This window comes from Streptomyces sp. NBC_01089 (assembly GCF_045162975.1).
GTDB lineage: Bacteria > Actinomycetota > Actinomycetes > Streptomycetales > Streptomycetaceae > Streptomyces.
On sequence record NZ_CP108660.1, the window covers coordinates 6,476,798 to 6,501,327 of the forward strand.

A 24,530-nucleotide genomic window follows, 5' to 3' on the forward strand; every position below is an offset into this window, starting at 1 on the left:
GATCGTCGCGATGGAGGAGCGAGCGTGCACGAAGTAGACCGAGGGCCCAGCCGCAGGACCGTTGTAGCCGCCACCGCGCTTGCCGGTGTCGGTGCGGCGTTCGCAGCCCCGTCCGCCTTCGCGGCGGACGCGGCGACCACCGGCTCCGGGACCGCGGGCGGAGCCGAGACCGTCCTGCGTTCCGAAGCCCTCGACGTCCGCGTCGACCGGGGCTTCCCGCGCATCGTGTCGTACACCGACCGCCGGACGGGCGCGCTGCTGCACGGGCAGGAGGACCCCGTCACCTCGGTGCTCATCGACGGGACCGCGCACACCCCGAAGGTGACGTCCAGGCCCGGCCGTGACCGGATCGCGTACACCCTCGCCTTCGACGGCGGGACCGAGATCCGCGTCGAGATCCGCGTCGACGGATGGCAGACCGACTGGCGGGTCACCCGCATCGCCGACACCGCGGCGCTGCGCGTCGGGACGCTGGAGATCCCCGCGCTCGCCTTCCTCTCCGTACGCAGCGACCAGCCGGGCGCCACCCTGCTGGCCGCCAAGCTCGACCTGGACAAGGCGAAGAGCGGCGACACCCTGGTCGAGGTCACGGCGGACAGTACGGCGGACGCGGCTCCCGCCGGCTGCGCGTACGCCGTGGTGGCGCACGACAGGCTCGGCGGCGCCGTCGAGACCAACACGGTCTACGACAAGCCGGACGCCACCCCGGGCGCCACCTGGGAGAACGGCCGGATGTGGCGGCAGACCGTCAAGAAGGACGGCTACGTCAAGGCGCAGCTGGCCTGCGGCCAGTGGACCCACCGCGCCGACACCTCACCGGTCGACGCCACCGAGCCACTGCCGTACGCGACCGTCGTCCTCACCCGGGACCGCAACGGCGACGGCGTGGTCGACTGGCAGGACGCGGCCATCGCCTTCCGCGACATCATGGTGACGCCGCTCGGAGTGGACGACACCCATCTGCGGGTCGTCCCGCACATCCCCTTCAACTTCGCCTCGCAGGCCACCAACCCGTTCCTCGCCACGCTCGACAACGTCAAGCGGATCTCCCTCGCCACGGACGGGCTGCGCCAGTACACGCTGCTCAAGGGGTACCAGTCGGAGGGCCACGACTCGGCGCACCCCGACTACGCGGGCAACTACAACGAGCGGGCCGGCGGCCTCGCCGACATGAACACCCTCGTCGCGGAGGGCAGCAAGTGGAACAGCGACTTCAGCGTGCACGTCAACGCCACCGAGTCCTACCCCGTCGCCCACGCCTTCTCCGAGAAGCTCGTCGACAAGACCGACAAGCAGTGGGACTGGCTCGACCAGTCCTACCGCATCGACTCCCGGCGTGACCTGGTCTCCGGCGACATCATCAAGCGGCTCCAGGACCTGCGCGACGACGCGCATCCCGCGCTCAACGCCATCTACTTCGATGTCTTCCGCGAGTCCGGCTGGAACGGCGACCGGCTCCAGCGGGCACTGCGCGAGCAGGGCTGGACCGTCAGCAGCGAGTGGGGCCACGGCCTGGAGCGCTCCTCGGTCTGGTCGCACTGGGCGAACGAGACCGACTACGGCGCCGACACCTCGCGCGGTATCAACTCCCAGCTGATCCGCTTCATCCGCAACCACCAGAAGGACGTCTTCTCCGACAAGTGGCCCACCCTGCTGGGCGCCGGGCGGATGGGCAACTTCGAGGGCTGGGTCAACAAGACCGACTGGCACGCCTTCTACGACATCATCTGGACCGACGCGCTGCCCGCGAAGTACCTCCAGGCGTACCCGGTCAAGCGGTGGACCGAGCACGAGATCACCTTCTTCGGCCCCACCGGGACCGTCGTCGGCGACGCGGACGGCGACCGCCGTATCACCACCGACGGACGGGTCGTCTACACCGGCGGCAGCTATCTGCTGCCCTGGGAGCCCCGCAGGGCGACCGACCCGGAGAAGCTCTACCACTACAACCCCAAGGGCGGCTCCACCACCTGGCAGCTGCCGCGCGGCTGGTCGCACTCCTCGCGCGTCGCGCTCTACCGGCTCACCGACCAGGGCCGGGTGCACGCCGGTGACCTGGCGGTCCGCTCCGGCAAGGTCACCGTGGACGCCACCGCCGGACAGCCCTATGTGCTGTACCGCTCCCGCGCGAAGGCGGTCGCCGAACCGCACTGGGGCCAGGGCACCCCGGTGTACGACCCCGGCTTCAACTCCGGCTCCCTCAAGGGCTGGCAGACCACACCGGCCGGGGCGCCGGCGTCCGTCGTACGCAACACCATCGGCGACTACGAGCTGGTGATCGGCGCCGGAGCGGCCACCACCGTCGGCCAGCGCCTGGGCCGGCTGCCCGCCGGGACCTATGTGGCGTCCGTACAGGTCGAGGTCGGCAAGAAGGCGGGGGAGCGGCGCCGGGCCGCCCTGGAGATCCGTACCGCCGACGGTGTCACCGCCACCAACTGGACCGACACCTCCTGCGCCGGCAACTATGTCGCGGCCGACCGTAAGCACGACTCCCGCTTCCAGCGGATGTTCACGTACTTCACCGTGCCGGAGAGCGGTGGGCGCGTCGACCTGACGCTGCGGGCGGCGGCGGGCGACGCGCGGATCAGGTTCGACAACCTGCGGATCGCCGCGGCGAAGCCCACCCGGAAGGCGGGCACGGTGGCCTTCGAGGACTTCGAGAACGTCCCGCAGGGCTGGGGTGTCTTCGTCAAGGGCGACGCCGGCGGCTCGACCGACCCGCGGACCCATGTCGGCCAGCGGCACGCCCCGTTCACCCAGCGAGGCTGGAACGGCAAGGCCATCGATGACGTCATCGACGGCGGCCAGTCGCTCAAGTCACGCGGTGAGAACGACGGCCTGGTCTACCGCACCGTGCAGCACACCGTCCGCTTCGAACCGTCCAAGCGGTACCGGGTCTCCTTCCGGTACGAGAACGACACGGCGGGCCAGTACGCCTGGATCACCGGCGTCGACGAGCCCGCGGCCCGTGAGCTGGACCGCAGGGCACTGCCCGTGGCGACCGCGCCCACGCAGCTGAGCTACGAGTTCACCGCGCCCGCCGACGGCGACGCCTGGGTGGGGCTGCGCAAGGTCGGTGACGACGGCGTCGCCGAGTTCGCCATCGACGCGTTCGAGGTCCGCGAGGTGTAGGCGCGGGAAGACATCCGACGAAAGCGGGCCGGTCCTCGGCGGAGGACCGGCCCGCTGCCGAACGGGATTGGGGGAGGGTCCGGTTCAGCGCAGGGCCCGGTTCAGCGCAGGACCAGCCCCGGTTCGCCGGAATCGGCCGCGGCCCCGGCCAGCTCCAGCACCCACACCTCGTTCTCGCCCTCGCGCAGTACCGGGCCCGGTACGAACAGCGAATCCTGCGGCCCCGCCGACCAGTAGCGGCCCAGGCAGAAGCCGTTCACCCAGACGAAGCCCCGCACCCAGCCGGTCAGTTCGAGCGTCGCGTCCCCGGCCCCGGTCACATCGAAGGTCCCCCGGTGCAGCCCACGGGCCCCGGAATCCGGCTCACCCGGCAGCACCGGACGGAACGGCAGCTTCGCCACCGCCACCGCGTCGTCGAACGCGTCGAGCCGCAGCCCCCGCGCCCGTACCCCGTGCAGATACTGCCGCTCGTGCAGCACCCCGCCCGTCAGACCCTTCGGCTCGCCCAGCCGGGGACCGTAGTTGACCCGGCCGAGCGACTCCACCCACAGCTCCACCGAAGCGGGCCCCGGCACCGGCGCGCCCAGCTCGGTGCGCGCCCCGTCGACGTACAGCTGCGCCACATCGCGCAGCCCCGGCGCGGTCAGCGGATACAGCCGGCGCGGGCCCGGCACCTGGACCCGGTAGCGGACCAGACCCCGGTCGACATCCAGCTCGTCGAAGGACGGCGGAGCACCCGTGACCCGCTCGGGGCCGCCGAGCCCGTCCGTCACCTCACCGAGCGGCACCCACTCGGGCAGGGCGGTCGCGACGGGCGCGGCCAGCGCGGCGGGCGGCTCGGGCAGCTCGGGCAGCGGGCCGTCCGCGTACGGGGCCAGCACCTCGCGGAAGAGCCAGAACTTCTCGGTCGGCCGCCCGTACTCGTCGACGGGCGCGCCGTAGTCGTACGAGGTCACGGTCGGCTGCAGCGGGCCGTCGTGCAGCTCGCCCGAGCGGTTGGCGCCCGCCCAGCCGGCGAAGTTCGTCCCTCCGTGCGCCATGTACAGATTCACCGAAGCGCCGCACTCCAGGATCTCCCGCAGCGCCTGTGCGGCGTCCGCAGGGTCCCGTACGACCGGCTCGGCGCCCCAGTGGTCGAACCAGCCGCACCAGAACTCCATGCACATCAGCGGCCCCTTCGGCCGGTGCCTGCGCAGCACGTCGAAGCCCTCGCGCGCGCCCGCGCCGAAGTTGGCCGTGGCGAGCACCCCGGGGACCGAACCGCCGGTGAGCATATGGTCCTCGGGCCCGTCCGACGTGAAGAGCGGGACACTCACCCCGAGGCGGCGCAGCAGCCCTGCGAGATGGCGCAGATAGGTCTGGTCGGAGCCGTAACTGCCGTACTCGTTCTCGACCTGCACCATGATCACCGGCCCGCCGCGGTCGATCTGGCGGGGGACGACCTCACGCAGCAGCCGGTGGAACCAGCGGTCCACATGGCGCAGATACTCAGCGTCACGTGTACGCACCCGCGGGCCCAGCGCGCCGGTCAGCCAGTGCGGCAGCCCGCCGTTCTCCCACTCGGCACAGATGTACGGTCCCGGGCGGACCACCGCCCACAGGCCGGCCTCGTGCGCCGCGTCCAGGAACCGGCCGAGCGCCCCCACATCGTGGAAGCGGCCCTGCTGGGGCTCGTGCAGATTCCACGGGACGTACGTCTCCACGGAGTTGAGCCCCATGGCCCTGAGCATGGCCAGCCGGTGTCCCCACTGGTCCTCGTGCACCCGGAAGTAGTGCAGTGCCCCCGACAGCAGCCGGACCGGCCGCCCGTCGATCAGGAAATCCTCGTCACCCACAGTGAAATCAGCCACGTCGACACTCTCACCTCTGGCGGCGGCCCGGTCCATGGACAAAGATCAACGCTCATTGGACGGAGCCGAACGGAGAGGACGGAAACGGGATGTACCACACCTGGATGCGCTATTTCACGCCGAGCCCCGTCCACCACCAGCTCGGCCTGGTCTGCCTCGGCGTGGGCCTCCAGCACGGCACCCTGCCCGCCGTCGGCCCGCGGACGCTCGACCACCATGTCGCGGTCGTCGTCGGCGCGGGCAGCGGCTGGTACCGCGGCGCCGACGGACGGCGTACGGCCGTCACCGCGCCCGCGCTCCTCTGGATCACACCCGGCGCCACCCACCACTACGGCGCAGATCCGGCCACCGGCTGGGACGAGTCCTTCGTCGACTTCACCGGGCCCGCCACCGCCACGTACACCGAGCTCGGCTACATCGAACCCGACCGGCCCGTCGTGCCGCTCACCGACGTCGCGGGACCGCGCGCGGCCGTGGGGCGCATCGTCCGCGCCGCACGCCGCGGAAACCCGCTGCTCGAAGTGGAGACCGGGGCCGCCGTGCACGAACTGCTCGTCGCGCTGCGCCGAGCCCGCGCCGACACCGACGCGGAAGGCGCTCCGGTCCTCCAGGCGCTCGCCCGCGACGCCTTCCAGCCGCTGACCGTCGCCGAACACGCGGCCCGGCACGGCATGACCCCCGCCGAACTGCGCACCGCGGTACGGCAGGGGGCGGGCTGCAGCCCCAAGGACTACCTCCTGGGCATCAGGCTCGGCCGCGCCAAGGAACTGCTCGCCGCCACCGATCTGCCGGTCGCGGCCGTCGCCCGCCGGGTGGGCTACGACGACCCGGCGTACTTCTCCCGGCTGTTCACCCGCCGGGTCGGCAAGGCCCCGGTCGTCTTCCGCCAGCAGCAGGGACACACCGTCCCCGGCGGCTGGAGTGACCAGATACCGGACCCCGACAACCCGCCGACGATCACGACGTAAGCTCGACGACCATGACCGAGACAGCCCTGTCCGTACAGGCCGAACTGGACCGTTTGCGCGGGTCCATCGACAACATCGACGCCGCCGTCGTCCACATGCTCGCCGAGCGTTTCAAGGCCACCCAGCAGGTCGGCCTCCTCAAGGCACAGAACCAGCTCCCGCCCGCCGACCCGGCCCGCGAGGCCCGCCAGATCGCCCGGCTGCGCAGCCTCGCCGAGAGCGCGAAACTCGACCCGGCCTTCGCCGAGAAGCTGCTCAACTTCATCGTCGCGGAAGTGATCAGACACCACGAGCGCATCGCTGAGGGCGCGGCGGAGGGCGCTGCGGACGGCGCGGGCAGCAGCTCCACCGACGGCTCCGCCGCCGACAGCTGACCGGTGCCCGCCGATGACCGACCTCACCACCAACCACACGGTCGACATCGGCCGCACCACGGTCGTCAAGCGCTTCCGCAGCTGGGACCGCGGCGAGCCCGAGCGCGAATGGCGGACGCTCACCCTCCTCGCCCGCCACGCACCCGGCCTCGCTCCCGTACCGGTGGAGCGGACAGCAACCCCGCCCACCGTCACGATGACGCGCGTCCCCGGCACCCCGCTGCGCGGCACACAGGTCGGCCCCGAGCAGCTGGAGCCACTGGCCGCGGCCCTCACCCGCTTCCAGCAGGCGCTCCCGCGTACGGAGATCGACGCCCTGCCGCCCAGGCTCTGGGCACCGGGCGACATCCTCACAGCGGTACGCGACCAGTGCGCCGAGGCCCCGCGAGGCAGGGCCGGACGCACCACGGATGACAGGCAGGGGAGCGCCACCGCGCTCGACGCCGGCGCCCGCTGGGTCGTGACTCCCGCCCTGGACACCCTGGTGGCCGCCGAACCTGCCGCACCGGTGCTCGGCTTCGCCGACGGCAACCTCGCCAACTACCTCTGGGACGGCAGCCGCGTCCACCTCGTCGACTTCGAGAGCGCGGGCCGCGCCGACCGCCTCCAGGAGCTCGCCGAGATCGCCGAACACGTATCGGTCTGGTCCGACAGCAGCCTCGACGCCGAGGCCCTCATCGAACACTTCCCCCTCACCCGCCCCGAGCGCACCAGGCTCCGCGACCTGCGCAGGCTCACCGCCCTGATGTGGCTCCTGATGCTCGAAGCCGACAGCCACGGCGCCCGCCCCCGCAACCCGCGGGGAACGGTCGCCCGGCAGGCGGGAAGACTGCTCGGGCTGCTGGGCTGAACCCCCGTGCGCGGTGCCCGCGGTGTACGGCACGATGGGCCCATGTCCGTACTGACGCGCGACGAAGCGCAGCTCCGAGCCCAGCTCCTCGATGTCCAGCGGTACACGATCGACCTCGATCTGACGCGGGGCGACGAGACCTTCGACTCCCGTACCGTCATCCGCTTCACCGCCCTCGCGGCCGGGGACACCTTCGTCGAGCTCAAGCCCGCCGAGCTGCGCTCGGTGACCCTGGACGGACAGCCCCTCGACCCCGGGACGCTCACCGGGAACCGGCTCCCGCTCACCGCGCTCGCGGCCGGCGAGCACGAGCTGCGCGTCGACGCCGCGATGCGGTACTCGCACACCGGCGAGGGCATGCACCGGTTCACCGACCCCACCGACGGCGAGACCTACGTCTACACCCAGCTGTTCATGGAAGACGTCCAGCGGGTGTTCGCCGCGTTCGACCAGCCGGACCTCAAAGCCGTCTTCGAGCTCGGCGTCACCGCGCCCGAAGGCTGGACCGTCCTCGCCAACGCCGTCGTCGGGCGTACCGATGACGGCCGCTGGCAGGCCGCGCCCACCCAGCCCATCTCCACCTATCTCGTCGCCGTCGCCGCCGGCCCCTGGCACTCCGTGACCACCGAGCACGCCGGGCTCCCCTTCGGCCTGCACTGCCGCCGCTCACTCGCGCCCCACCTCGACGCGGACGCCGACGAGATCTTCGAGATCACCCGCGCCTGTTACGACCGGTACCACGAGAAGTTCGACGAGCCGTACCCCTTCGACTCCTACGACCAGGCATTCGTCCCGGAGTTCAACGCGGGCGCCATGGAGAACCCGGGCCTGGTCACCTTCCGCGACGAGTTCATCTACCGCTCGGCCGTCACCGACACCGAGCGCCAGACCCGCGGCATGGTCATCGCCCACGAAATGGCCCATATGTGGTTCGGCGACCTCGTCACCCTCCAGTGGTGGGACGACATCTGGCTGAACGAGTCCTTCGCCGAGTACATGGGCTACCAGACCCTCGCCGAAGCCACCCGCTTCACCGGCACCTGGGTCGACTTCGCCATCGCCCGCAAGAGCTGGGGGTACGACGCGGACCAGCGCCCCTCCACCCACCCCGTCGCCCCCGACCCGGCGCTCGTCCCCGACACCGCGTCCGCGATGCTCAACTTCGACGGGATCTCCTACGCCAAGGGCGCGTCCGCGCTGCGCCAGCTCGTCACCTGGCTCGGCGAGAAGGACTTCCTCGCCGGGATCAACACCCACTTCGCCCGGCACCGCTTCGGCAACGCCACCCTCGCCGACTTCATCGACAACCTGGCGTCCGCCACCGACCGCGACGTCCACGGCTGGGCCGCGCAGTGGCTGGGCACCACCGGCGTCGACACCCTCACCCCCGCCGTCACCGAGACCGACAACACCTGGTCGTTCGGTGTCACCCGCACCGGCAGCCGCCCGCACCGCATCGCCGTCGGCGCGTACGACCACGACCCGGTCGACCCCGCCCACCTCGTCCTGCGCGAACGCTTCGAGATCGACGTACCCGCCGACGACGCCACCCGGACCTTCCAGGGCCGCCGCCCCGACCTGCTCCTCCTCAACGACGACGACCTCACCTACGCCAAGGTCCGCCTCGACGCCACCTCCTGGGAAACCGCCGTACGCGCGCTCTCCGGCCTCCCCGACCCGCTGACCCGCGCCGTCGTCTGGAACGCCGCACGCGACATGGTCCGCGACGGCGAACTGCCGCCCGCCGCCTACCTCGACGCGGCGCTCGCCCACCTCCCGCACGAGTCGGACCTCGCCATCGTCCAGGGCGTCCTCACCTTCGCCGCCACCCAGATCGCCGACCGCTATCTGCCGCCCGCCGACCGGACCGCCGCACTCGCCACGCTCAGCACGGTCTGCCGCGCGCTGATCCGCCGCACCGAGGACGGCCACAACAGCGGGCTCCGCCTCATCGCCGTCCGCCACTTCATCGACGCCGCCACCCAGCCCGACGGCATCCAGGCATGGCTCGCCGACGGCGGCGTCCCCGGCGGCCCCGAACTGGACCCGGAGTTGCGCTGGCGCATCCTCCAGCGCCTCGCCGCCCTCGGCGCCGTCGAGGAGAGCGCCATCGCCGCCGAACTCGACCGGGACATCAGCGCCACCGGACAGGAAGGCGCCGCCCGCTGCCGGGCCGCGCTCCCCGCACCGGAGGCCAAGGCCGACGCCTGGCAGCAGATGTTCACCTCGGACGACCTGTCCAACTACCTGTTCACCGCCACCGCCCGCGGCTTCTGGCAGCCCGAACAGGGCTCCCTCGTCGCCGCCTACACCGAGCGCTACTACGAGGACGCCGTCGCCCTCGCCGGCCGTCGCGGCCCCGCCATCGCCGAAGCCGCCGGACGGTACGCCTTCCCCGCGTACGAGATCACCGCCGAGGCCCTCGCCCGCGGTGAAGCCTGCCTGCGCGACAGCGACATGATCCCCGCGCTGCGCCGCAAGCTCACCGACCAGCTCGACGACCTGCGGCGCGCCCTGGCGGTCCGCGGCGCCTGACCAGGGGTGCGGGGCGGCGGCCCCCTTGTACCACCAGGGGAACGCCAACTTCCCCCCGCACCCCGGCAGTACCACTTTCGGGTTGAGTCGTTGTGCTCTTCGGGCGCGCCGCCTGTCCCCCGTACAGGCTGGGGCGACAGCCCCGAGCGCACCGAAGGACATCCGTATGAGTACGCCGCCACTCGCCGGAGGGGCCGCAGGGCCGGACGCCCTGCGGCCCCTCGTCGGTACCGTCCTCGACGCGCTGCGCGACGGAGCCGCCGAACGGATCGGCCCGCTGCCGCCCGGCGGCCCGCACACCGTCGCCGCACGGGTACGGGCCACCGCCCGGCCCGTCCTGCCCGACACCGGGACCGGCGCCGAGGAAGCCCTGCGCACCCTCGTCCACACCCTCACCGAAGGCGCGGCCGACCCCGCCGACCCCCGCTGCGCCGCCCATCTGCACTGCCCGCCGCTGGCCGTCGCCGCAGCCGCCGACCTCGCCGCATCCGCCCTCAACCCCTCGATGGACTCCTGGGACCAGGCCCCCGCGGCCTCCGAACTCGAAGCCCTCGTCACCCGCGCCATCGCCGCCGAGATCTACCCGGCGGGCGACGCGCTCATCACCACCGGCGGCAGCGAGTCCAACCAGCTCGCCCTGCTGCTCGCCCGTGAACGCCACGGCGCCGTCCGGATCGTGTGCGGCGCCAACGCCCACCACTCCCTGCACCGCGCCGCCTGGCTCCTCGGCCTCCCCGAGCCCCTCACCGTCCCCGCGCCCTCGGGCGTCATCGACCTCGCCGCACTCGACGCGGCACTCACCGCGACCCACGGCCCCGTCCTGGTCGCCGCCACCGCCGGCACCACCGACGCCGGACTCATCGACCCGCTCCCCGAGATCGCCGACCTCTGCGACCTGCACGGCGCCGAACTCCACATCGACGCCGCATACGGCGGGCCGCTCCTCTTCAGCGACCTCCATCGCCCCCTGCTCGACGGCCTCGAACGCGCCGACTCGGTAACCCTCGACCTGCACAAACTCGGCTGGCAGCCGGTCGCCGCAGGCATCCTCGCCGTCCCCGGCCCGGCCGCCCTGGACGCCCTCACCCACCAGGCCGACTACCTCAACGCCGACGACGACACCGAAGCGGGCCTCCCCGACCTCCTCGGCCGCTCCCTGCGGACTACCCGGCGCCCCGACGTATTCAAGATCGCCGTCACACTCCGCGCCCTCGGCAGGACCGGCCTCGCCGCCCTCGTCGACCGCACCTGCGCCATCGCCGCGGAACTCGCCGACCTCATCGACGGCCGCCCCGGCCTGGACCTCTACGACCGTCCCACCATCTCCACCGTGCTCTTCCGCCCCACCGGAGCGGACGACGAGACCGTGGCCGCCATCCGCCGCACCCTCCTCACCGAAGGCCACGCCGTCCTCGGCCGGGCCCGCGCCGACAACCGCCTCTGGCTGAAAGCCACCCTGCTCAACCCCCACGCCACCACCGGTGACCTGGAAGCTCTCCTCAAACTCCTGGAAGGCAGTACGCCCCGATGACGGACCAGCAGTCTCCCGTGGACCAGCCCCACGACCTGGTGGGGGTCGGCATCGGCCCGTTCAACCTCTCCCTCGCGGCACTCGCCCACCCCCTCACCGAACTCTCCACCGCCTTCTACGAACAGCGCCCCGCCTTCCACTGGCATCCCGGCCTGCTCATCGAGGACGCCACCCTCCAAGTCCCCTTCCTCGCCGACCTGGTGACCCTCGCCGAACCCGCCAGCCCCTGGTCCTTCCTCAGCTACCTCAAGGAACGCGAGCGGCTCTACCCCTTCTACTTCGCCGAGCACTTCCACATCAGGCGCACCGAGTACGACGCCTACTGCCGCTGGGTCAGCGAGAACCTGCCGGGACTGCACTTCGGCCACCAGGTCGACGCCATCCGCTGGAACGCCGAACACGCCCTCTTCGAAGTCGACTTCACCCAGCTCGACGCCGAAGGAGAGGCCGAGGCACTCGGCCGCGCCCACACCCGCAACCTGGCCCTGGGCGTCGGCACCGAGCCGTACATCCCGGAGACCCTCAAACCGCTCGCCGAAGCACCGACGGTGCCCGTCGTGCACTCGTCCGACTACCTCGCCAGCCGCGAACGGCTCCTCACCGCGGGCCACATCACCGTCATCGGCGCGGGCCAGTCAGGAGCCGAGATCTTCCTCGACCTGCTCCGGGCCCGCCCTGCCGGCCACGAGAGGATCACCTGGCTCGCCAGGACCGAGGCATTCGCCCCCATGGAGTACTCCAAGCTCGGCCTTGAGCACTTCACCCCCGACTACACCCGCTACTTCCACCAGCTGCCCGAGTCCGCACGCGACTCCCTGGCCCCGCAGCAGTGGCAGCTCCACAAGGGCATCGACGCCGAGACCATCGCGGCCATCCACGGCGAGCTCTACCGCCGCACCCAGCACGGCGGCTGGCCGGACGCCGTCCTCACCCCGGGCGTCACCGTACGCACCGCGGGACGCGTCGCCAGCACCAAGGTCGAACTCCACCTGGAACACGCCCGGCAGGGCTCCCGCTCCCGCCTCACCACCGACGCCGTGGTCCTCGCCACCGGCTACCGGGAACGCCCGCTCGACGGCATGCTGGCCGGCCTCGACCCGTACATGCGGCGGGATGCCTCCGAGCGCCCCCGCATCGACGACCAGTACCGGCTGCTCCTCGACCCCACCGTCACCGGCTCCGTGTACGTACAGAACGCCGAACGCCACACCCACGGCGTCGGCGCCCCCGACCTCGGCCTCGCCGCCTGGCGCAGCGCGACCATCCTCAACTCCCTCACCGGGAAGGACCCCTACCCGCTGCCCCGGCGCACCGCGTTCACCAGCTTCGGCCTCGACCGCGAGCACGCCCTGCCCCCACAGCGCCGCACCGGCCTCGTCCCACTGGCGGAACGCGGCTGAGGGGCCGGCGGGGCTGAGGGGACTGGCGGGGCTGACGGGGCTGACGGGGCTGACAGGCTTACGCGGCTGAGCGCACGGCACCGGCCGGACCGGGAATCCCGGCCCGGCCCGCGCCGGACGGACGACCTAGAAGACCGGCGTACCGTCCCGCGTCAGCTTCCAGTCCACCGAGGCGAACTCCGACGCGTCCACCGTCCCCTTCGCCTGCACCCACGCGATGATCGTGTTCCGGATCTCGTCCGAATTGGCCCACAGCTGCTTCGCGGTCGGCACATGCGGGAAGTTCCCGCCGCCACTCGCCCGGTAGTTGTTCACCGCCAGCACGAACTGCGCCGCCGGATCGATCGCCTTGCCGCCGAAGGACAGCTTCGCGATCCGCGCCCCCGCCGCCTTCGCGATGTCGATCTCGTACGTCAGACCCGACACCGCGTCGTAGTTGTAGTCCGGGGTGCCGTCCGCGTTCGTCAGCTTCGACGTGTCGACCGGCGCGTCCGCCGCCGTCTGCACGTAGTAGCGCGCCGAGAACTCCAGATAGTCCTTGATCTGCGCACCCGTCACCAGGCGCGCCTCCAGCGTGTTCTCGAACGGGTAGAGCCCCGCCGCATCCTTGATCGTCACATCACCGGCCGGAATCTGCGCCGTACGCGAGAAACACGACGCCTGCGAGAGCACCGGCAGCGCCGCGTACTCGCCACCGGCCAGCGCCGCCTTCACCGTGTCGGTCTGGACCGCGTTGATCAGATCGATGATCGGCTCGTCCTTCCACGGGGCGTCCGCCGTGGTCATCGCCGCCGACGACGTCCCGATCACCTGGTTGACGTACGCCACGACCTTCTTGTGCTCGTCCGTCAGCAGCTTGACCAGCGCCGGATCCTCGGCTGCGGTATTGGAGTTCAGCACCCGCGCCCCGGCCTTCTCGACCGTCCAGCGACCCTTCTCCCACACCACGTCGAAGTCGAAGACCGTCAGCCGCTCGCCCCACATCAGCGGCTCGGAGAGCACGACCTGCTTCCCGGTCTTCTTGTTCGCCACGAACCTCTCGGGGATCTCGACATGCGCGTGCCCCACCAGGATCGCGTCGATCCCCGGCACCTGCTCGGCCACCAGGGCGGCCGCGTTCTCCACGTACGGGATCTGGTCCCCGTACGAGGACGTGCCGTCGGCCCCCGAGTGCGCCGCCACGATCACCACATCGGCGCCCATGGAACGCAGCCGCGGCACATACTTCGCCGCCTGCTCCTCGAGCCCGGGGAACACCATCTTGCCCTGGACGTTCGTCTTGTCCCACAGGGCGATGCCCGGGTTCGTCAGGCCCAGGATCGCGACCTTCACATCCCGGCCGTGCGGGGTGCGGAGCGTCCTGAAGACGTACGGGGCGAACGCGGGCTTCAGCGTCTTCGCGTCCAGCGCGTTGGCCCCGAGCAGCGGGAAACGGCACTGCTCCTCGAACTTCCGCAGCACCGGGATGCCGTAGTTGAACTCGTGGTTGCCCAGCGCCGCGGCGTCGTAGCCGATGTGGTTCATGGCCTGCGCCATCGGGTGCACAGGACCGTGCTTCGCCGTGATCGGGTCGATCTTCGCGTAGTAGTACGACAGCTGGGTGCCCTGGATGGTGTCGCCCGCGTCGATCATCAGGGTGTTGTGGCGGCCCTTCTCCTTACGGATCCCGCTGACCAGCGTCGAGATCTTCGCCAGGCCGACATCGTTGTGCGCGTCGTCGTCGAACTCCTTGTCCGTGAAGTAGTCCCAGTTGAAGACGTGACCGTGCAGATCGGTCGTCCCCATCACGGTGAACGAGTACCGCCGCTGCGGACGGCCGTGGTCATGGCCGAGCCCCCGCGCATCGGCGGGCACCGCGGTGCCTCCGGCGATGGCCACACCGGCGCCGGCGGCGGCCGAAGTACCCAGGAACGTCCTACGGTTGAGCGGCATTTCGTCTCCCTCGTCACGAACACAACGCGCGTAGATGCGGACTGCAACCATGCACAACGCGCGTAGATTCTGACCCAGGAGCCACGCGGAGCAACACCCCCCGCAGGTTTCGATCTGATGACCGCACACTGTCGTACCGGGGTGCGACAGTGGGCCCCATGACCGACCCCATGACCGACCCCCTGACGGATCCCGCGCCCGATCCCGCGACCGATCCCGCGACCGGGCCCGTGACCGGGCCCCCGGCCGGCAACGCCCCGCAGCCCGCCGCCCCTTACGGCACACCCGACACCCCCCGCGTCGCCGTCCGCGGCGAGGCGAGCCTCGAAGTCGAACCCGAGACCGCCACCCTCACCGTCACCGCGAGCGCACGCGGCAAGGACCGCAGGGCGGCGCTGCACGACCTCACCCGGCGCAACACGGCCATCATCGAACTCGCCCGTGGATACGGCGCGGCCGTCGAGAAACTGGAGAGCGGCGCCCTCTCCGTCAGCCCCGAACTGGCCCAGCACGGCCGGGGCGAAAAGGTCCGCGCCTACTTCGGCCAGGCCCGGATCACGGTCGTGCTGAACGACTTCACCGCACTCGGCGAACTCACCTCCCGCCTGGCCGACCTGGAGCTGACCCGCGTCGACGGACCCTGGTGGGCGCTGCGCCCCGGATCGCCCGCCCACCGCGACGCCCGTCGGCAGGCCGTGCAGGACGCCGTCACCCGCGCCCGTGAGTACGCCGAGGCGCTCGGCGCCCAGCTGACCGCCCTCGTCGAACTCTCCGACCCCGGCGCGGACGGCCCCCGCCCGCCGGCCCCCGGCTTCGCAGGCAGCCGCATGTTCGGTGCCCCGGGTGCGCCGGGAGCTTCGGACGAGCCACGCGCCATCGACCTCGAACCCCAGCGCCAGACCGTTCACGCACAGGTGAACGCCCGGTTCACCATGTCGCCACCCGCACTCTGACCGGCCCCCGCAGGTCCTTCGCGCAGGCCCTTCACGCGGGCCCTTCACGCGGGCTTCGGGAATTGCTCATCAGAGCGCCCCCGCGCACAATTCAACAGTTGTCAATAGCCTTTCATGTAAAGGTGGTTGAGTAGTCATGTGTGACCCATCACTTACCCATCGGTAAGGCATACGCTCGAATCATGCGCCGAGCAAAAATCGTTTGTACCCTGGGCCCCGCGACCGACTCGTACGACCAGATCAAGGCACTGGTCGAAGCCGGAATGGACATGGCCCGATTCAATCTCAGCCACGGCAGCTACGCCGAGCACGAGGAGCGTTTCCACCGCGTCCGCAAGGCGGCTGAGGAGACCGGCCGCAGCGTCGGCATCCTCGCGGATCTTCAAGGCCCGAAGATCCGCCTGGGCCGGTTCGCCGAAGGTCCCGTACTCCTTGAACGCGGCGACGAGTTCACCATCACCGTCGCCCCCGGTGCCCGGGGCGACCGGAGCAGCTGCGGCACCACCTACGACGGCCTCGCCGGTGACGTCGCCACCGGCGAGCGCATCCTCGTCGACGACGGCAAGGTCGCCCTCGAAGTCACCTCGGTCGACGGCCCACGGGTCCACACCCTGGTGGTCGAGGGAGGCATGGTCTCCGACCACAAGGGGCTCAACCTGCCCGGTGTCGCGGTGTCGGTCCCCGCGATGTCCGAGAAGGACGCCGACGACCTCCGCTGGGCCCTGCGGGCCGGGGCCGACATCATCGCGCTCTCCTTCGTGCGCAGCGGCCAGGACGTCAACGAGGTCCACCAGATCATGAGGGAGGAGGGATGCAGGCTCCCCGTCATCGCCAAGATCGAGAAGCCGCAGGCCGTCGAGAACATCGACGGAATCGTCGCGGCCTTCGACGGCATCATGGTCGCCCGAGGTGACCTCGGTGTCGAGATGCCGCTCGAACAGGTGCCGATCGTCCAGAAGCGCGCCGTCAAGCTGGCCAAGCGCAACGCCAAGCCCGTCATCGTCGCGACCCAGATGCTCGACTCGATGATCGACAACTCCCGGCCCACCCGCGCCGAGGCGTCCGACGTCGCGAACGCGGTCATCGACGGCACGGACGCCGTGATGCTCTCCGGCGAGACCAGCGTCGGCAAGTACCCGGTGGAGACGGTCCGGACGATGGGCCGCATCGTCGAGGCCGCCGAGGAGGACATCCTCGCCCGCGGACTGCCGCCCCTGAGCGACCGGAACAAGCCCCGCACCCAGGGCGGCGCCGTCGCCCGCGCGGCGGCCGAGATGGGCGACTTCCTGGGCGCGAAGCTGCTGGTGGCCTTCACACAGTCGGGCGACACCGCGAAGCGGCTCTCCCGCTACCGCTCCCCGATCCCGCTGCTGGCCTTCACCCCCGACCCGGCGACCCGCGCCCAGCTCACCCTCACCTGGGGCGTCGAGACCTATCTCGGCCCGCATGTGGAGTCCACGGACGAAATGGTCGCGCAGGTGGACGAACAACTCCTGAAGGCGGGCCGCTGCCGGAAGGGCGACATCGTGGTCATCACCGCAGGCTCCCCGCCCGGCGTCGCGGGCTCCACCAATCTGGTCCGCGTGCACCATGTGGGGGAGGACGATTCCCCGAAGTAGAGGGATTGCTGCGACGGCTTTCCCGTATTGCCCGAATTCAGGAATGCGGGGTACGGGAAAGGGGCCGGGGCGAACAGAGAACGCCAACCAGGGCTGAACCTTGGAATTGAAGGAAAAAGTGCCCCGAGTCGGACTCGAACCGACACTGTATGGGTTTTGAATCCATTGCCTGCTGCCAATTGGGCTACCGGGGCTCGCAGGATCGAAGGTTAACCTTGACCCGCTGCGCGTCCACCATACCGTAGCTAGGTACGCTCATGGGGAGCTGTACCAGCCTTGGAATGAGGAGCCCCGTGACCGCCCCCGAGTCGCCCCAGCCTGTCGCCGACGACGACAAGTCGCACGTCCCGCCGCTGACGACCCGTGTCGTCATCGCCGAGGACGAGGCCCTCATCCGCCTCGACCTCAAAGAGATGCTCCAGGAAGAGGGCTACGCGGTCGTCGGTGAAGCCGGTGACGGTCAGCGGGCCATCGAGCTGGCCCGGGAGCACCGGCCCGATCTGGTGATCCTCGATGTGAAGATGCCCGTCCTGGACGGGATCTCCGCCGCCGAGAAGATCACCGAGGAGTCCATCGCGCCGGTCCTGATGCTGACCGCCTTCTCCCAGCGCGACCTGGTGGAGCGGGCCAGGGACGCCGGAGCGATGGCGTACCTCGTCAAGCCGTTCTCCAAGAGCGACGTCGTGCCCGCCATCGAGATGGCCGTGTCCCGCTTCACCGAGCTGAAGGCCCTGGAGCAGGAGGTCGCGGACCTCTCGCAGCGGCTGGAGACGCGGAAGCTGGTGGACCGGGCGAAGTCGGTGCTGCAGACGCAGTACGGGCTCACCGAGCCCGCCGCCTTCCGGTGGATCCAGAAGACGTCGATGGACCGCCGGATGTCGATGCAGCAGGTCGCCGAGGCGGTCATCGAGGACGCCGAGGAGAAGAAGGCGGCCAAGGAGCAGTAGGCGCACACAGCGCCACGACGGTGAGAAGCCGGACGGCCCGCCCCGGGAGATTCGGGGCGGGCCGTCCGGCTTCCGTGGTGCGGGGCCGGCGGGGCCGTGTTCAGTCCTCGCCGAGGTACGCCTTGCGGACCGACTCGTCGTGCAGCAGGTCATGGCCGGTGCCGGAGAGCGAGATCCGGCCGATCTCCATCACGTACCCGTGGTCGGCCAGCGAGAGCGCCGCCTGCGCGTTCTGCTCGACGAGCAGGATCGTCATGCCCTGGGACTTGAGCTCGACGATGGTCTCCATGATCTTCTGCATCATGATCGGCGAGAGCCCCATGGAGGGCTCGTCGAGCATCAGCAGCTTGGGCTGCGACATCAGCGCCCGGCCCATGGCGAGCATCTGCTGCTCACCGCCCGAGAGAGTGCCCGCCGCCTGCTTCCGGCGTTCGCCGAGGATCGGGAAGAGGTCGTAGGCGCGCTGGATGTCCTTCTCGATGCCGTCCTTGTCGTCCCTGAGGAACGCCCCGAGCTGGAGGTTCTCGAAGATCGACAGGCGCGGGAAGATGTGCCGGCCCTCGGGGGAGTGGGCCAGACCGAGGGCGACGACCTTGTGGGCCGGGATGCCCGCGAGCGGCTTCCCGTCGAAGGTGACCGTGCCGCCGGCCGGCTTGATGAGCCCGGAGAGGGTGCGCAGCGTGGTGGTCTTGCCCGCGCCGTTGGTGCCGATCAGGGTGACGACCTGGCCGGCGCCGACGCTGAAGGAGATTCCCTTGACGGCCTCGATCTTGCCGTAGGCGACCCTGAGGTCCTGGACCTCCAGGAGAGCGGTCACTGGGTGTCTCCTTCGGTACCGGTGTCGCCGGTGGTGCTGGTGTCGCTGGTGGTGCTGTTGTCGGTACTGGTGGTGCTCGTGGTGCTCGTGGCGCTTGTGGTGCTTGTGTCGCTCGTGGTGCTGCTGGGGCCTGTCGCGCTCTGGGCCTCGGCCGCCTCGACCTCGGCCACCTCCTCGTCCCCCGGCGCGCCCTCGAAGGGCGTTCCGAGGTAGGCCGCGATGACGCGTTCGTCGCCCTGGACCACCTCCGACGTCCCCTCGACGAGCTTCTCGCCCTGGACGAGGACGGCGACGCGGTCGCAGAGGTTGAAGATGAACCGCATGTCGTGCTCGATGACGAGGACGGCGATGCCCCGGTCCCGGATGGCGAAGACGAGCTCCTCGGTGGCGCGGGTCTCCTGCGGGTTCATCCCCGCGGTGGGTTCGTCGAGCAGCAGCAGCCCCGGTTCGCTGGCGAGGGCGCGGGCGATTTCGAGCTTGCGCTGCTCGCCGTACGGGAGGTTCCGCGCGAGGTGCCCGGCCTTGTGGGCGAGACCGATGAACTCCAGGAGTTCTGTGGCCCGTTCACGTGATCTGGCCTCGGCACGGTGGAAGCCGGGGCCGCGCACGATGGCCGACCAGAGGCCCTCCTTGGTCCTGGTGTGGCGTCCGACGAGGACGTTCTCCAGGACCGTCATGTTGGCGAAGAGCCGGATGTTCTGGAAGGTACGGGCGATGCCCGCCTTGGTGACGAGGTGCGGTTTGGGCGGCAGGACGGTGCCCTTGTAGCTGACCTTGCCCTCGGTGGGGACGTAGAGGCCGGTGAGGCAGTTGAAGAAGGTGGTCTTGCCCGCGCCGTTGGGGCCGATGAGGCCGACGATCTCTCCGGCGTTGACGGTGAGGTCGACGTCGCGTACGGCGGTGAGGCCGCCGAAGCGCATGATGACGCCTTCGGCCCGGAGCACGGGGGCGCCGGTGGCTTCCGGGGCCTGCGTGGTCGTTTGCGTGGTCATGTCGTTCCTCACGCCCCTGCCTTGCCTGCGGGGACGGTGTCGTCGCCGGGTTTCCGCTGGTCCGGCAGGCCGGGTGCGCTGTCCTCGTGGAATTCGAGCTGGCGCCGCCGGTTGGCGATGACGCCTTCGGGGCGGAAGCGCATCAGCAGGACGAGCGCGATGCCGAAGGCGAGCAGTTCGTACTGCTTGAGGAAGCCGAGCTTCTCCGGGATGAGGTAGAGGAAGGTGGCACCGAGGATCGGGCCGCCGACCGTGCCCATGCCGCCGAGCACCACGGCCGCCAGCAGGAAGGCCGAGTTGGGCGGCGCCGCTCCGGCGAACTGGTACGGGGCGGGTGTGACGCTGTAGGTCACGTGGGCGCTGACCGTACCGGCGAGACCCGCGAGGGTGGCGCCGAGTGCGAAGGCGATGAGCTTGACCCGGAAGCCGTTGATGCCCATGGCGGTGGCCGCTGTCTCGTCCTCGCGGATGGCGATCCAGGAGCGGCCGATACGGGAGTCGGCGGCGCGGTTGAAGACCAGGACGACGAGTCCGGTGATCACCAGCATGAGGAAGAAGTAGTTGGCGAAGCGGCCGATGGTGAAGCCGGCGATGTCGTGGGAAGCGCCGAGGTTGAACCCGAAGAGTTCGAGGTCGGGGATGGAGGGGATGCCGTTGGGCCCGTTGGTGATGTCGGGGCCCGATGAGCCGTCCAGGCTGTTCACGGCGATGCGGAAGATCTCTCCGAAGCCCAGGGTGACGATCGCGAGGTAGTCGCCGCGCAGTCGCAGGGTGGGGGCGCCGATGAGGACGCCGAAGATCAGCGAGGCTGCCATTCCGGTCAGGGCGGCCGCCCAGAAGGGGAACTGGACGCCGGAGAACGTGGAGAACTCGGAGCCGGAGACCAGTGCGGCCGCGTAGGCGCCGACGCCGAGGAACGCGACGTACCCGAGGTCGAGCAGTCCGGTGAGGCCGACGACGATGTTGAGGCCGAGGGCGACGGTGCCGAAGATGAGGATGTTCACGCCGAGGTTGGCGTTGTGGTCCTCGCTCTGGGTGAAGGGGAAGATCGCCGCGGCGAGGAAGGCCATGGAGGTGGCGAATCCTTTGTGCCGGGCGTTGAGTTCGGAGAAGCGGTCGGTGAGCCCGGCGCCGAAGGCGGCCCAGGCGGTGAAGACGACGAGCAGGACGAACGAGACGAAGACTTCCGGCTGTTCGTCGGGGACACCGATGCCGTACGTGAAGACGATCAGGCCGAGCACGGTGGCGGCGGTGATGACCACCCGCTGCCCCCAGGCCGGCAGCGTACGGGCGGCGGGGATCGGGTCGGCCTTGGCGAAGTAGGACTTGGCCGTGGTGCCCGGCCTGGGCAGTGCCAGGGTGCCGGCGAGGGCGAGTGCGCTGCCCACGGCCGCGATCCAGCCGCCCGGGTCGAGGTTGACGAGCCCGCCGAGTTCGAAGGCGATGGCGAGGACGACGTACCAGACGACGGCGAACGCGGCGAGTGCCGCGAGGAAGACCGGGGCGGTGGCGCCGCTGGGGTTGAGCCAGCGCAGTCCGCGTACGCGGGCGTGGCCGAGGACGAAGAGGAGGGTGACGACGCCACCGATGACCGCGAGGAACTGGAGCCCGGAGGGGTTCCCCGAGTAGGTCAGGTCGTCGGCGAAGTCGGACTTCCAGGTCCAGGAGAGGAAGGCGCTGACGATGGTGATGACGGCGCCCGCCGCGGTGACCGCGCGTGCGGCGGTCAGCGGCAGCGGGATCAGCGGCGCCGCGCCGGTGGGCTCGGTGGCCCGGCCGGCGTCGTTGGTGTCCATGTCCGTGGTGTCCATGTCCGTCACGCCCTGTCCGCGACGCGTTCGCCCAGTAGACCTTGTGGTCGTAGGAGCAGTACGAGAATCAGCAGGACGAAGGCCCAGACGGCCGACCATGCCTGGCCGCCGAGCTGCTGCATGCCCGGCACCTGGTCGATGTAAGCGGTGGCCATGACTTCGGCGACACCGAGGACGAGACCGCCGAGCATGGCGCCGTAGATGTTGCCGATACCGCCGAGCACGGCCGCGGTGAACGCCTTGAGGCCGGCCTGGAAGCCCATGCTGTAATCGACGTTGCCGATCTTGAAGCCGTACGCGATACCCGCGACGGCGGCGAAGAGGCCGCCGATGGCGAACGCGATGACGATGATGCGGTTGGTGTCGATGCCCATGAGCTGGGCTGTGTCGGGGTCCTGGGCGGTGGCCTGCATGGCGCGGCCGGTGCGGGAGGTCCGGGTGAAGACGGCGAGTGCGGCCATGCAGAGGGGGGCCGCGATGATCAGGAAGAGGTCGCCGCTCTGGATGTCGATGGAGCCGAGGTGGTACGGGCCGCCGGGCAGGGGCGGGAAGACGCGGGCGTTCTCGGCGCCCGGGTACCAGTTGAAGACCGCCTGCTGCAGTGCGAGGGAGAGGCCGATGGCGGTGATGAGCGGTGCGAGCCGTGGTGCGCCGCGCAGAGGCCGGTAGGCGAAGCGTTCGGCTCCGACGGCGACGAGTACGGCGACGATGGCGCCGCCCACGAGCATGGCCGGCAGGGCGATCCACATCGAGGTGCCGTCGGGCAGCACGTACATGTAGACCGTCAGAGCGCCGAAGCCGCCGGTCATGAATATCTCGCCGTGGGCGAAGTTGATGAGCTGGACGATGCCGTACACCATCGTGTATCCGATGGCTATCAGCCCGTACATCGAGCCGAGGAACAGCCCGTTGGCCAGCTGTTGCGGCAGGGAGTTCACCGCATGGCCTCCATGTGGGTGGGAAGTGAGCGATGGGAGACTGCGGGCCGCGCGGTGACCGGTAGGTCGTGGCCGCGCGGCCTGTGCACTGCGGTGTTCCTGGTCAGCCGGCGGGCGTGTAGACGCCGCTCTTGACGGCCTTCCAGGCGCCGTTCTTGACCTGGTACACGGTGAGCTGCTTGTTGGTCGTGTCGCCGTACTTGTCGAAGGACACGTGGCCCGCGATGCCGTCGAAGTCCGTCTTCTGGACGGCGTCGACGATCTGCTGGCGGGCGTCGGACGGGACCTTGCCGTCCTTCACCACGGCGCCGACGGCCTTGATGATGGCGGTGGCGGCGTCGTAGGAGTAACCGCCGTAAGTCCCGTAGTCACCGGTGTACTTGGCGGCCTTGTACTTCGCGATGAAGTCCTTGGCTGCGGGCAGCGACTCGACGGGGACACCGACCGAGGTGGCGAGGTCGCCCTCGGCCGCCTTGCCCGCGGTCTTGATGTAGGTGGGCGAGAACATGCCGTCGCCGCCCATCAGCGGGATGTGGGCGCCGGCGTCCTTGAGCTGCTTGGTGATGATCTGCGACTCGTCGTACTGGCCGCCGTAGTAGAGGATGTCGGCGCCGGAGTTCTTGATCTTGGTGACGAGGGTGGAGAAGTCCTTGTCACCGGTGTTGACGTGGTCCTGGCCGGCCAGCTTGCCGCCCGCCTTCAGGAAGTTGGACTTGAAGAGCTTGGCGAGACCGGCGCCGTAGGTCTGCTTGTCGTCGACGACGAAGACCTTCTTCTTCTTGAGCGTCTGCCCGGCGTACTGCGCGGCGAAGCCGCCCTGGAGGGCGTCCGTGGTCGCGGTGCGGAAGTACGTCTTGTACGGGCGGGTCTTCGAGGTCTGCCAGTTCTTGCCCTGGGTGAGCTCGGGGGCGGTGTTCGCCGGGGAGATCTCGACCAGGTTGGCGGTGGCGAAGACCTGCTGCATGGTCTGTGCGACACCGGAGTTGAGCGGTCCGACGACGCCGAGGACCTTGTTGTCGGCGACGAGCGCCGAGGCGTTCTGCTGGCCGGTCGGCGGCAGGGCCTTGTCGTCGAGCGCCTTGATGCTGAACTTCACGCCGGGCACGGTGTTGTTCTTGTTCGCGTCATCGATGGCGACCCTGACGCCGCCCTGGATGCCGAGGCCGGTGGCGGAGTTCGCTCCGGTGAGCGGCGCGTCGACGCCGATGACGACCTCGGTCTTGCTGTCGCTGCTGCCCTTGCTGTCCTTGTTGTCGCGCGATCCACAAGCGGTGAGTGTCAGTGCGCCTGTGGTCAGCACGGTGGTGAGTATGAGCAACGAACGCTGTCGCACGATGAATCCTCTCCCTGGCGCCGCCGCCTCTGCTGAGGCGCCGTAGGTCTCGCCGGGCCGTACTGGGTTGGTGCAGGGCCGTGCTGCAGACGCGCCCGGCGGCGCGGTGACTGGGCGTGACTCTAAGCGCAGGTGGCGGAAGTGCGGACCGTTGAAGGTCAGGATGTGACTGTCTTGTTATGACCCGGGCCGTGAACGGCGGGCGCACTGCGGACAGTTGGGAGAAATGCGGTCACCATGTATCTGCCCGGGATGTGAGAACGTGCAGTTCCGCTAAGGGGCTTGAGGCAATCATGGTGCTGTCGGCGGGTGTGCGGCGGGGATGTCGCGAAGCCGCCGCCGGACTGGCCGGCGGCGGGGCGCCGAGGGGGCGCGGACTCGCTCATTCTTTGCGATTGTGTTACGCAGCGTTACGTGAAAACGCGACGGTCGGTGTTCCGGATCAGGGTGCCGCGGATCAGGCCGCGGGGGCGCGGACGCGGATGCGGGCGCAGGGCGCAGGGTGCGGGACGCGGACGCGGACGCGGGCACAGGGTGCGGGACGCGGG

Annotated in this window: 17 protein-coding genes and 1 tRNA gene; 10 read left to right on the plus strand and 8 right to left on the minus strand. The window is 70.2% G+C overall.

Features of this window, described 5'->3' with window-relative positions; translation table 11 throughout:
* The first annotated feature begins 24 nt into the window (after positions 1 to 24).
* Positions 25 to 3,132, plus strand: coding sequence for an endo-alpha-N-acetylgalactosaminidase family protein (locus OG510_RS29095; RefSeq protein ID WP_406140706.1), 3,108 nt, complete (start codon positions 25 to 27; stop codon positions 3,130 to 3,132).
* A gap of 101 nt (positions 3,133 to 3,233) precedes the next feature.
* Here OG510_RS29095 and OG510_RS29100 read toward each other — a convergent pair whose 3' ends face one another.
* The gene (locus OG510_RS29100) at positions 3,234 to 4,982 is read right to left on the minus strand and encodes a glycoside hydrolase family 35 protein (RefSeq protein ID WP_406140708.1); all 1,749 of its coding nucleotides are present in this window, start codon (positions 4,980 to 4,982) and stop codon (positions 3,234 to 3,236) included.
* An 89-nt stretch (positions 4,983 to 5,071) separates the two neighbouring features.
* Between OG510_RS29100 and OG510_RS29105 the strand changes: the two genes are divergently transcribed.
* The 6 genes from OG510_RS29105 to OG510_RS29130 all read left to right on the plus strand — a co-directional run bounded on the left by OG510_RS29105 (position 5,072) and on the right by OG510_RS29130 (position 12,640).
* Positions 5,072 to 5,950 carry a helix-turn-helix domain-containing protein gene (locus OG510_RS29105; protein ID WP_406140710.1) on the plus strand — a complete coding sequence of 293 codons (879 nt, stop codon included), beginning with the start codon at positions 5,072 to 5,074 and terminating at the stop codon, positions 5,948 to 5,950.
* Between the two features lie 11 nt (positions 5,951 to 5,961).
* Complete coding sequence (locus OG510_RS29110; RefSeq protein WP_406140711.1) at positions 5,962 to 6,324, plus strand: chorismate mutase; 363 nt, start codon at positions 5,962 to 5,964, stop codon at positions 6,322 to 6,324.
* Between the two features lie 13 nt (positions 6,325 to 6,337).
* Positions 6,338 to 7,174, plus strand: coding sequence for a phosphotransferase family protein (locus OG510_RS29115; RefSeq protein ID WP_406140713.1), 837 nt, complete (start codon positions 6,338 to 6,340; stop codon positions 7,172 to 7,174).
* A 42-nt stretch (positions 7,175 to 7,216) separates the two neighbouring features.
* The gene (gene pepN, locus OG510_RS29120; protein WP_406140714.1) at positions 7,217 to 9,709 is read left to right on the plus strand and encodes an aminopeptidase N; all 2,493 of its coding nucleotides are present in this window, start codon (positions 7,217 to 7,219) and stop codon (positions 9,707 to 9,709) included.
* A 166-nt stretch (positions 9,710 to 9,875) separates the two neighbouring features.
* Positions 9,876 to 11,240: a pyridoxal phosphate-dependent decarboxylase family protein gene (locus OG510_RS29125; protein ID WP_406140715.1), complete on the plus strand. Its 1,365-nt coding sequence runs from the start codon at positions 9,876 to 9,878 to the stop codon at positions 11,238 to 11,240.
* On the plus strand, positions 11,237 to 12,640 hold the full coding sequence (locus tag OG510_RS29130) for a lysine N(6)-hydroxylase/L-ornithine N(5)-oxygenase family protein (protein ID WP_406140716.1): 1,404 nt from the start codon (positions 11,237 to 11,239) through the stop codon (positions 12,638 to 12,640). Before OG510_RS29125 ends, OG510_RS29130 begins: the two co-directional genes overlap by 4 nt.
* A 126-nt stretch (positions 12,641 to 12,766) precedes the next feature.
* Here OG510_RS29130 and OG510_RS29135 read toward each other — a convergent pair whose 3' ends face one another.
* Positions 12,767 to 14,572 carry a bifunctional metallophosphatase/5'-nucleotidase gene (locus tag OG510_RS29135; RefSeq protein WP_406140717.1) on the minus strand — a complete coding sequence of 602 codons (1,806 nt, stop codon included), beginning with the start codon at positions 14,570 to 14,572 and terminating at the stop codon, positions 12,767 to 12,769.
* A gap of 158 nt (positions 14,573 to 14,730) precedes the next feature.
* Here OG510_RS29135 and OG510_RS29140 point away from each other — a divergent pair, with 158 nt between their 5' ends.
* Together OG510_RS29140 and pyk are read left to right on the plus strand one after the other, a co-directional pair.
* Positions 14,731 to 15,525: an SIMPL domain-containing protein gene (locus OG510_RS29140; protein WP_406140718.1), complete on the plus strand. Its 795-nt coding sequence runs from the start codon at positions 14,731 to 14,733 to the stop codon at positions 15,523 to 15,525.
* A 182-nt stretch (positions 15,526 to 15,707) separates the two neighbouring features.
* On the plus strand, positions 15,708 to 17,144 hold the full coding sequence (gene pyk / locus OG510_RS29145) for a pyruvate kinase (RefSeq protein ID WP_406140720.1): 1,437 nt from the start codon (positions 15,708 to 15,710) through the stop codon (positions 17,142 to 17,144).
* 119 nt (positions 17,145 to 17,263) lie between these two features.
* Here pyk and OG510_RS29150 read toward each other — a convergent pair.
* Positions 17,264 to 17,338, minus strand: a tRNA-Leu gene (locus OG510_RS29150).
* Between the two features lie 99 nt (positions 17,339 to 17,437).
* On the opposite strand from OG510_RS29150, the gene OG510_RS29155 reads away from it, so the two are divergent.
* Positions 17,438 to 18,091 carry an ANTAR domain-containing response regulator gene (locus OG510_RS29155; RefSeq protein WP_406140721.1) on the plus strand — a complete coding sequence of 218 codons (654 nt, stop codon included), beginning with the start codon at positions 17,438 to 17,440 and terminating at the stop codon, positions 18,089 to 18,091.
* A 100-nt stretch (positions 18,092 to 18,191) separates the two neighbouring features.
* Here OG510_RS29155 and OG510_RS29160 read toward each other — a convergent pair whose 3' ends face one another.
* The 5 genes from OG510_RS29160 to OG510_RS29180 form a co-directional block, all read right to left on the minus strand.
* A complete protein-coding gene (locus OG510_RS29160) occupies positions 18,192 to 18,908 on the minus strand; it encodes an ABC transporter ATP-binding protein (protein WP_164266955.1) in 717 nt (238 codons plus the stop codon).
* Positions 18,905 to 19,900 (minus strand): ABC transporter ATP-binding protein, encoded by a 996-nt coding sequence (locus OG510_RS29165; protein ID WP_406140722.1) that lies wholly within the window; start codon positions 19,898 to 19,900, stop codon positions 18,905 to 18,907. The genes OG510_RS29160 and OG510_RS29165 overlap by 4 nt, the downstream gene beginning before the upstream one ends.
* 8 nt (positions 19,901 to 19,908) lie before the next feature.
* Entirely contained in the window at positions 19,909 to 21,696 is a 1,788-nt protein-coding gene (locus OG510_RS29170) for a branched-chain amino acid ABC transporter permease (protein ID WP_406142611.1), read from the minus strand.
* 20 nt (positions 21,697 to 21,716) lie between these two features.
* Positions 21,717 to 22,649, minus strand: coding sequence for a branched-chain amino acid ABC transporter permease (locus tag OG510_RS29175; RefSeq protein ID WP_164266957.1), 933 nt, complete (start codon positions 22,647 to 22,649; stop codon positions 21,717 to 21,719).
* Positions 22,650 to 22,752: 103 nt separating this feature from the next.
* Positions 22,753 to 23,982 carry a branched-chain amino acid ABC transporter substrate-binding protein gene (locus tag OG510_RS29180; RefSeq protein WP_406140723.1) on the minus strand — a complete coding sequence of 410 codons (1,230 nt, stop codon included), beginning with the start codon at positions 23,980 to 23,982 and terminating at the stop codon, positions 22,753 to 22,755.
* Positions 23,983 to 24,530 lie beyond the last annotated feature (548 nt).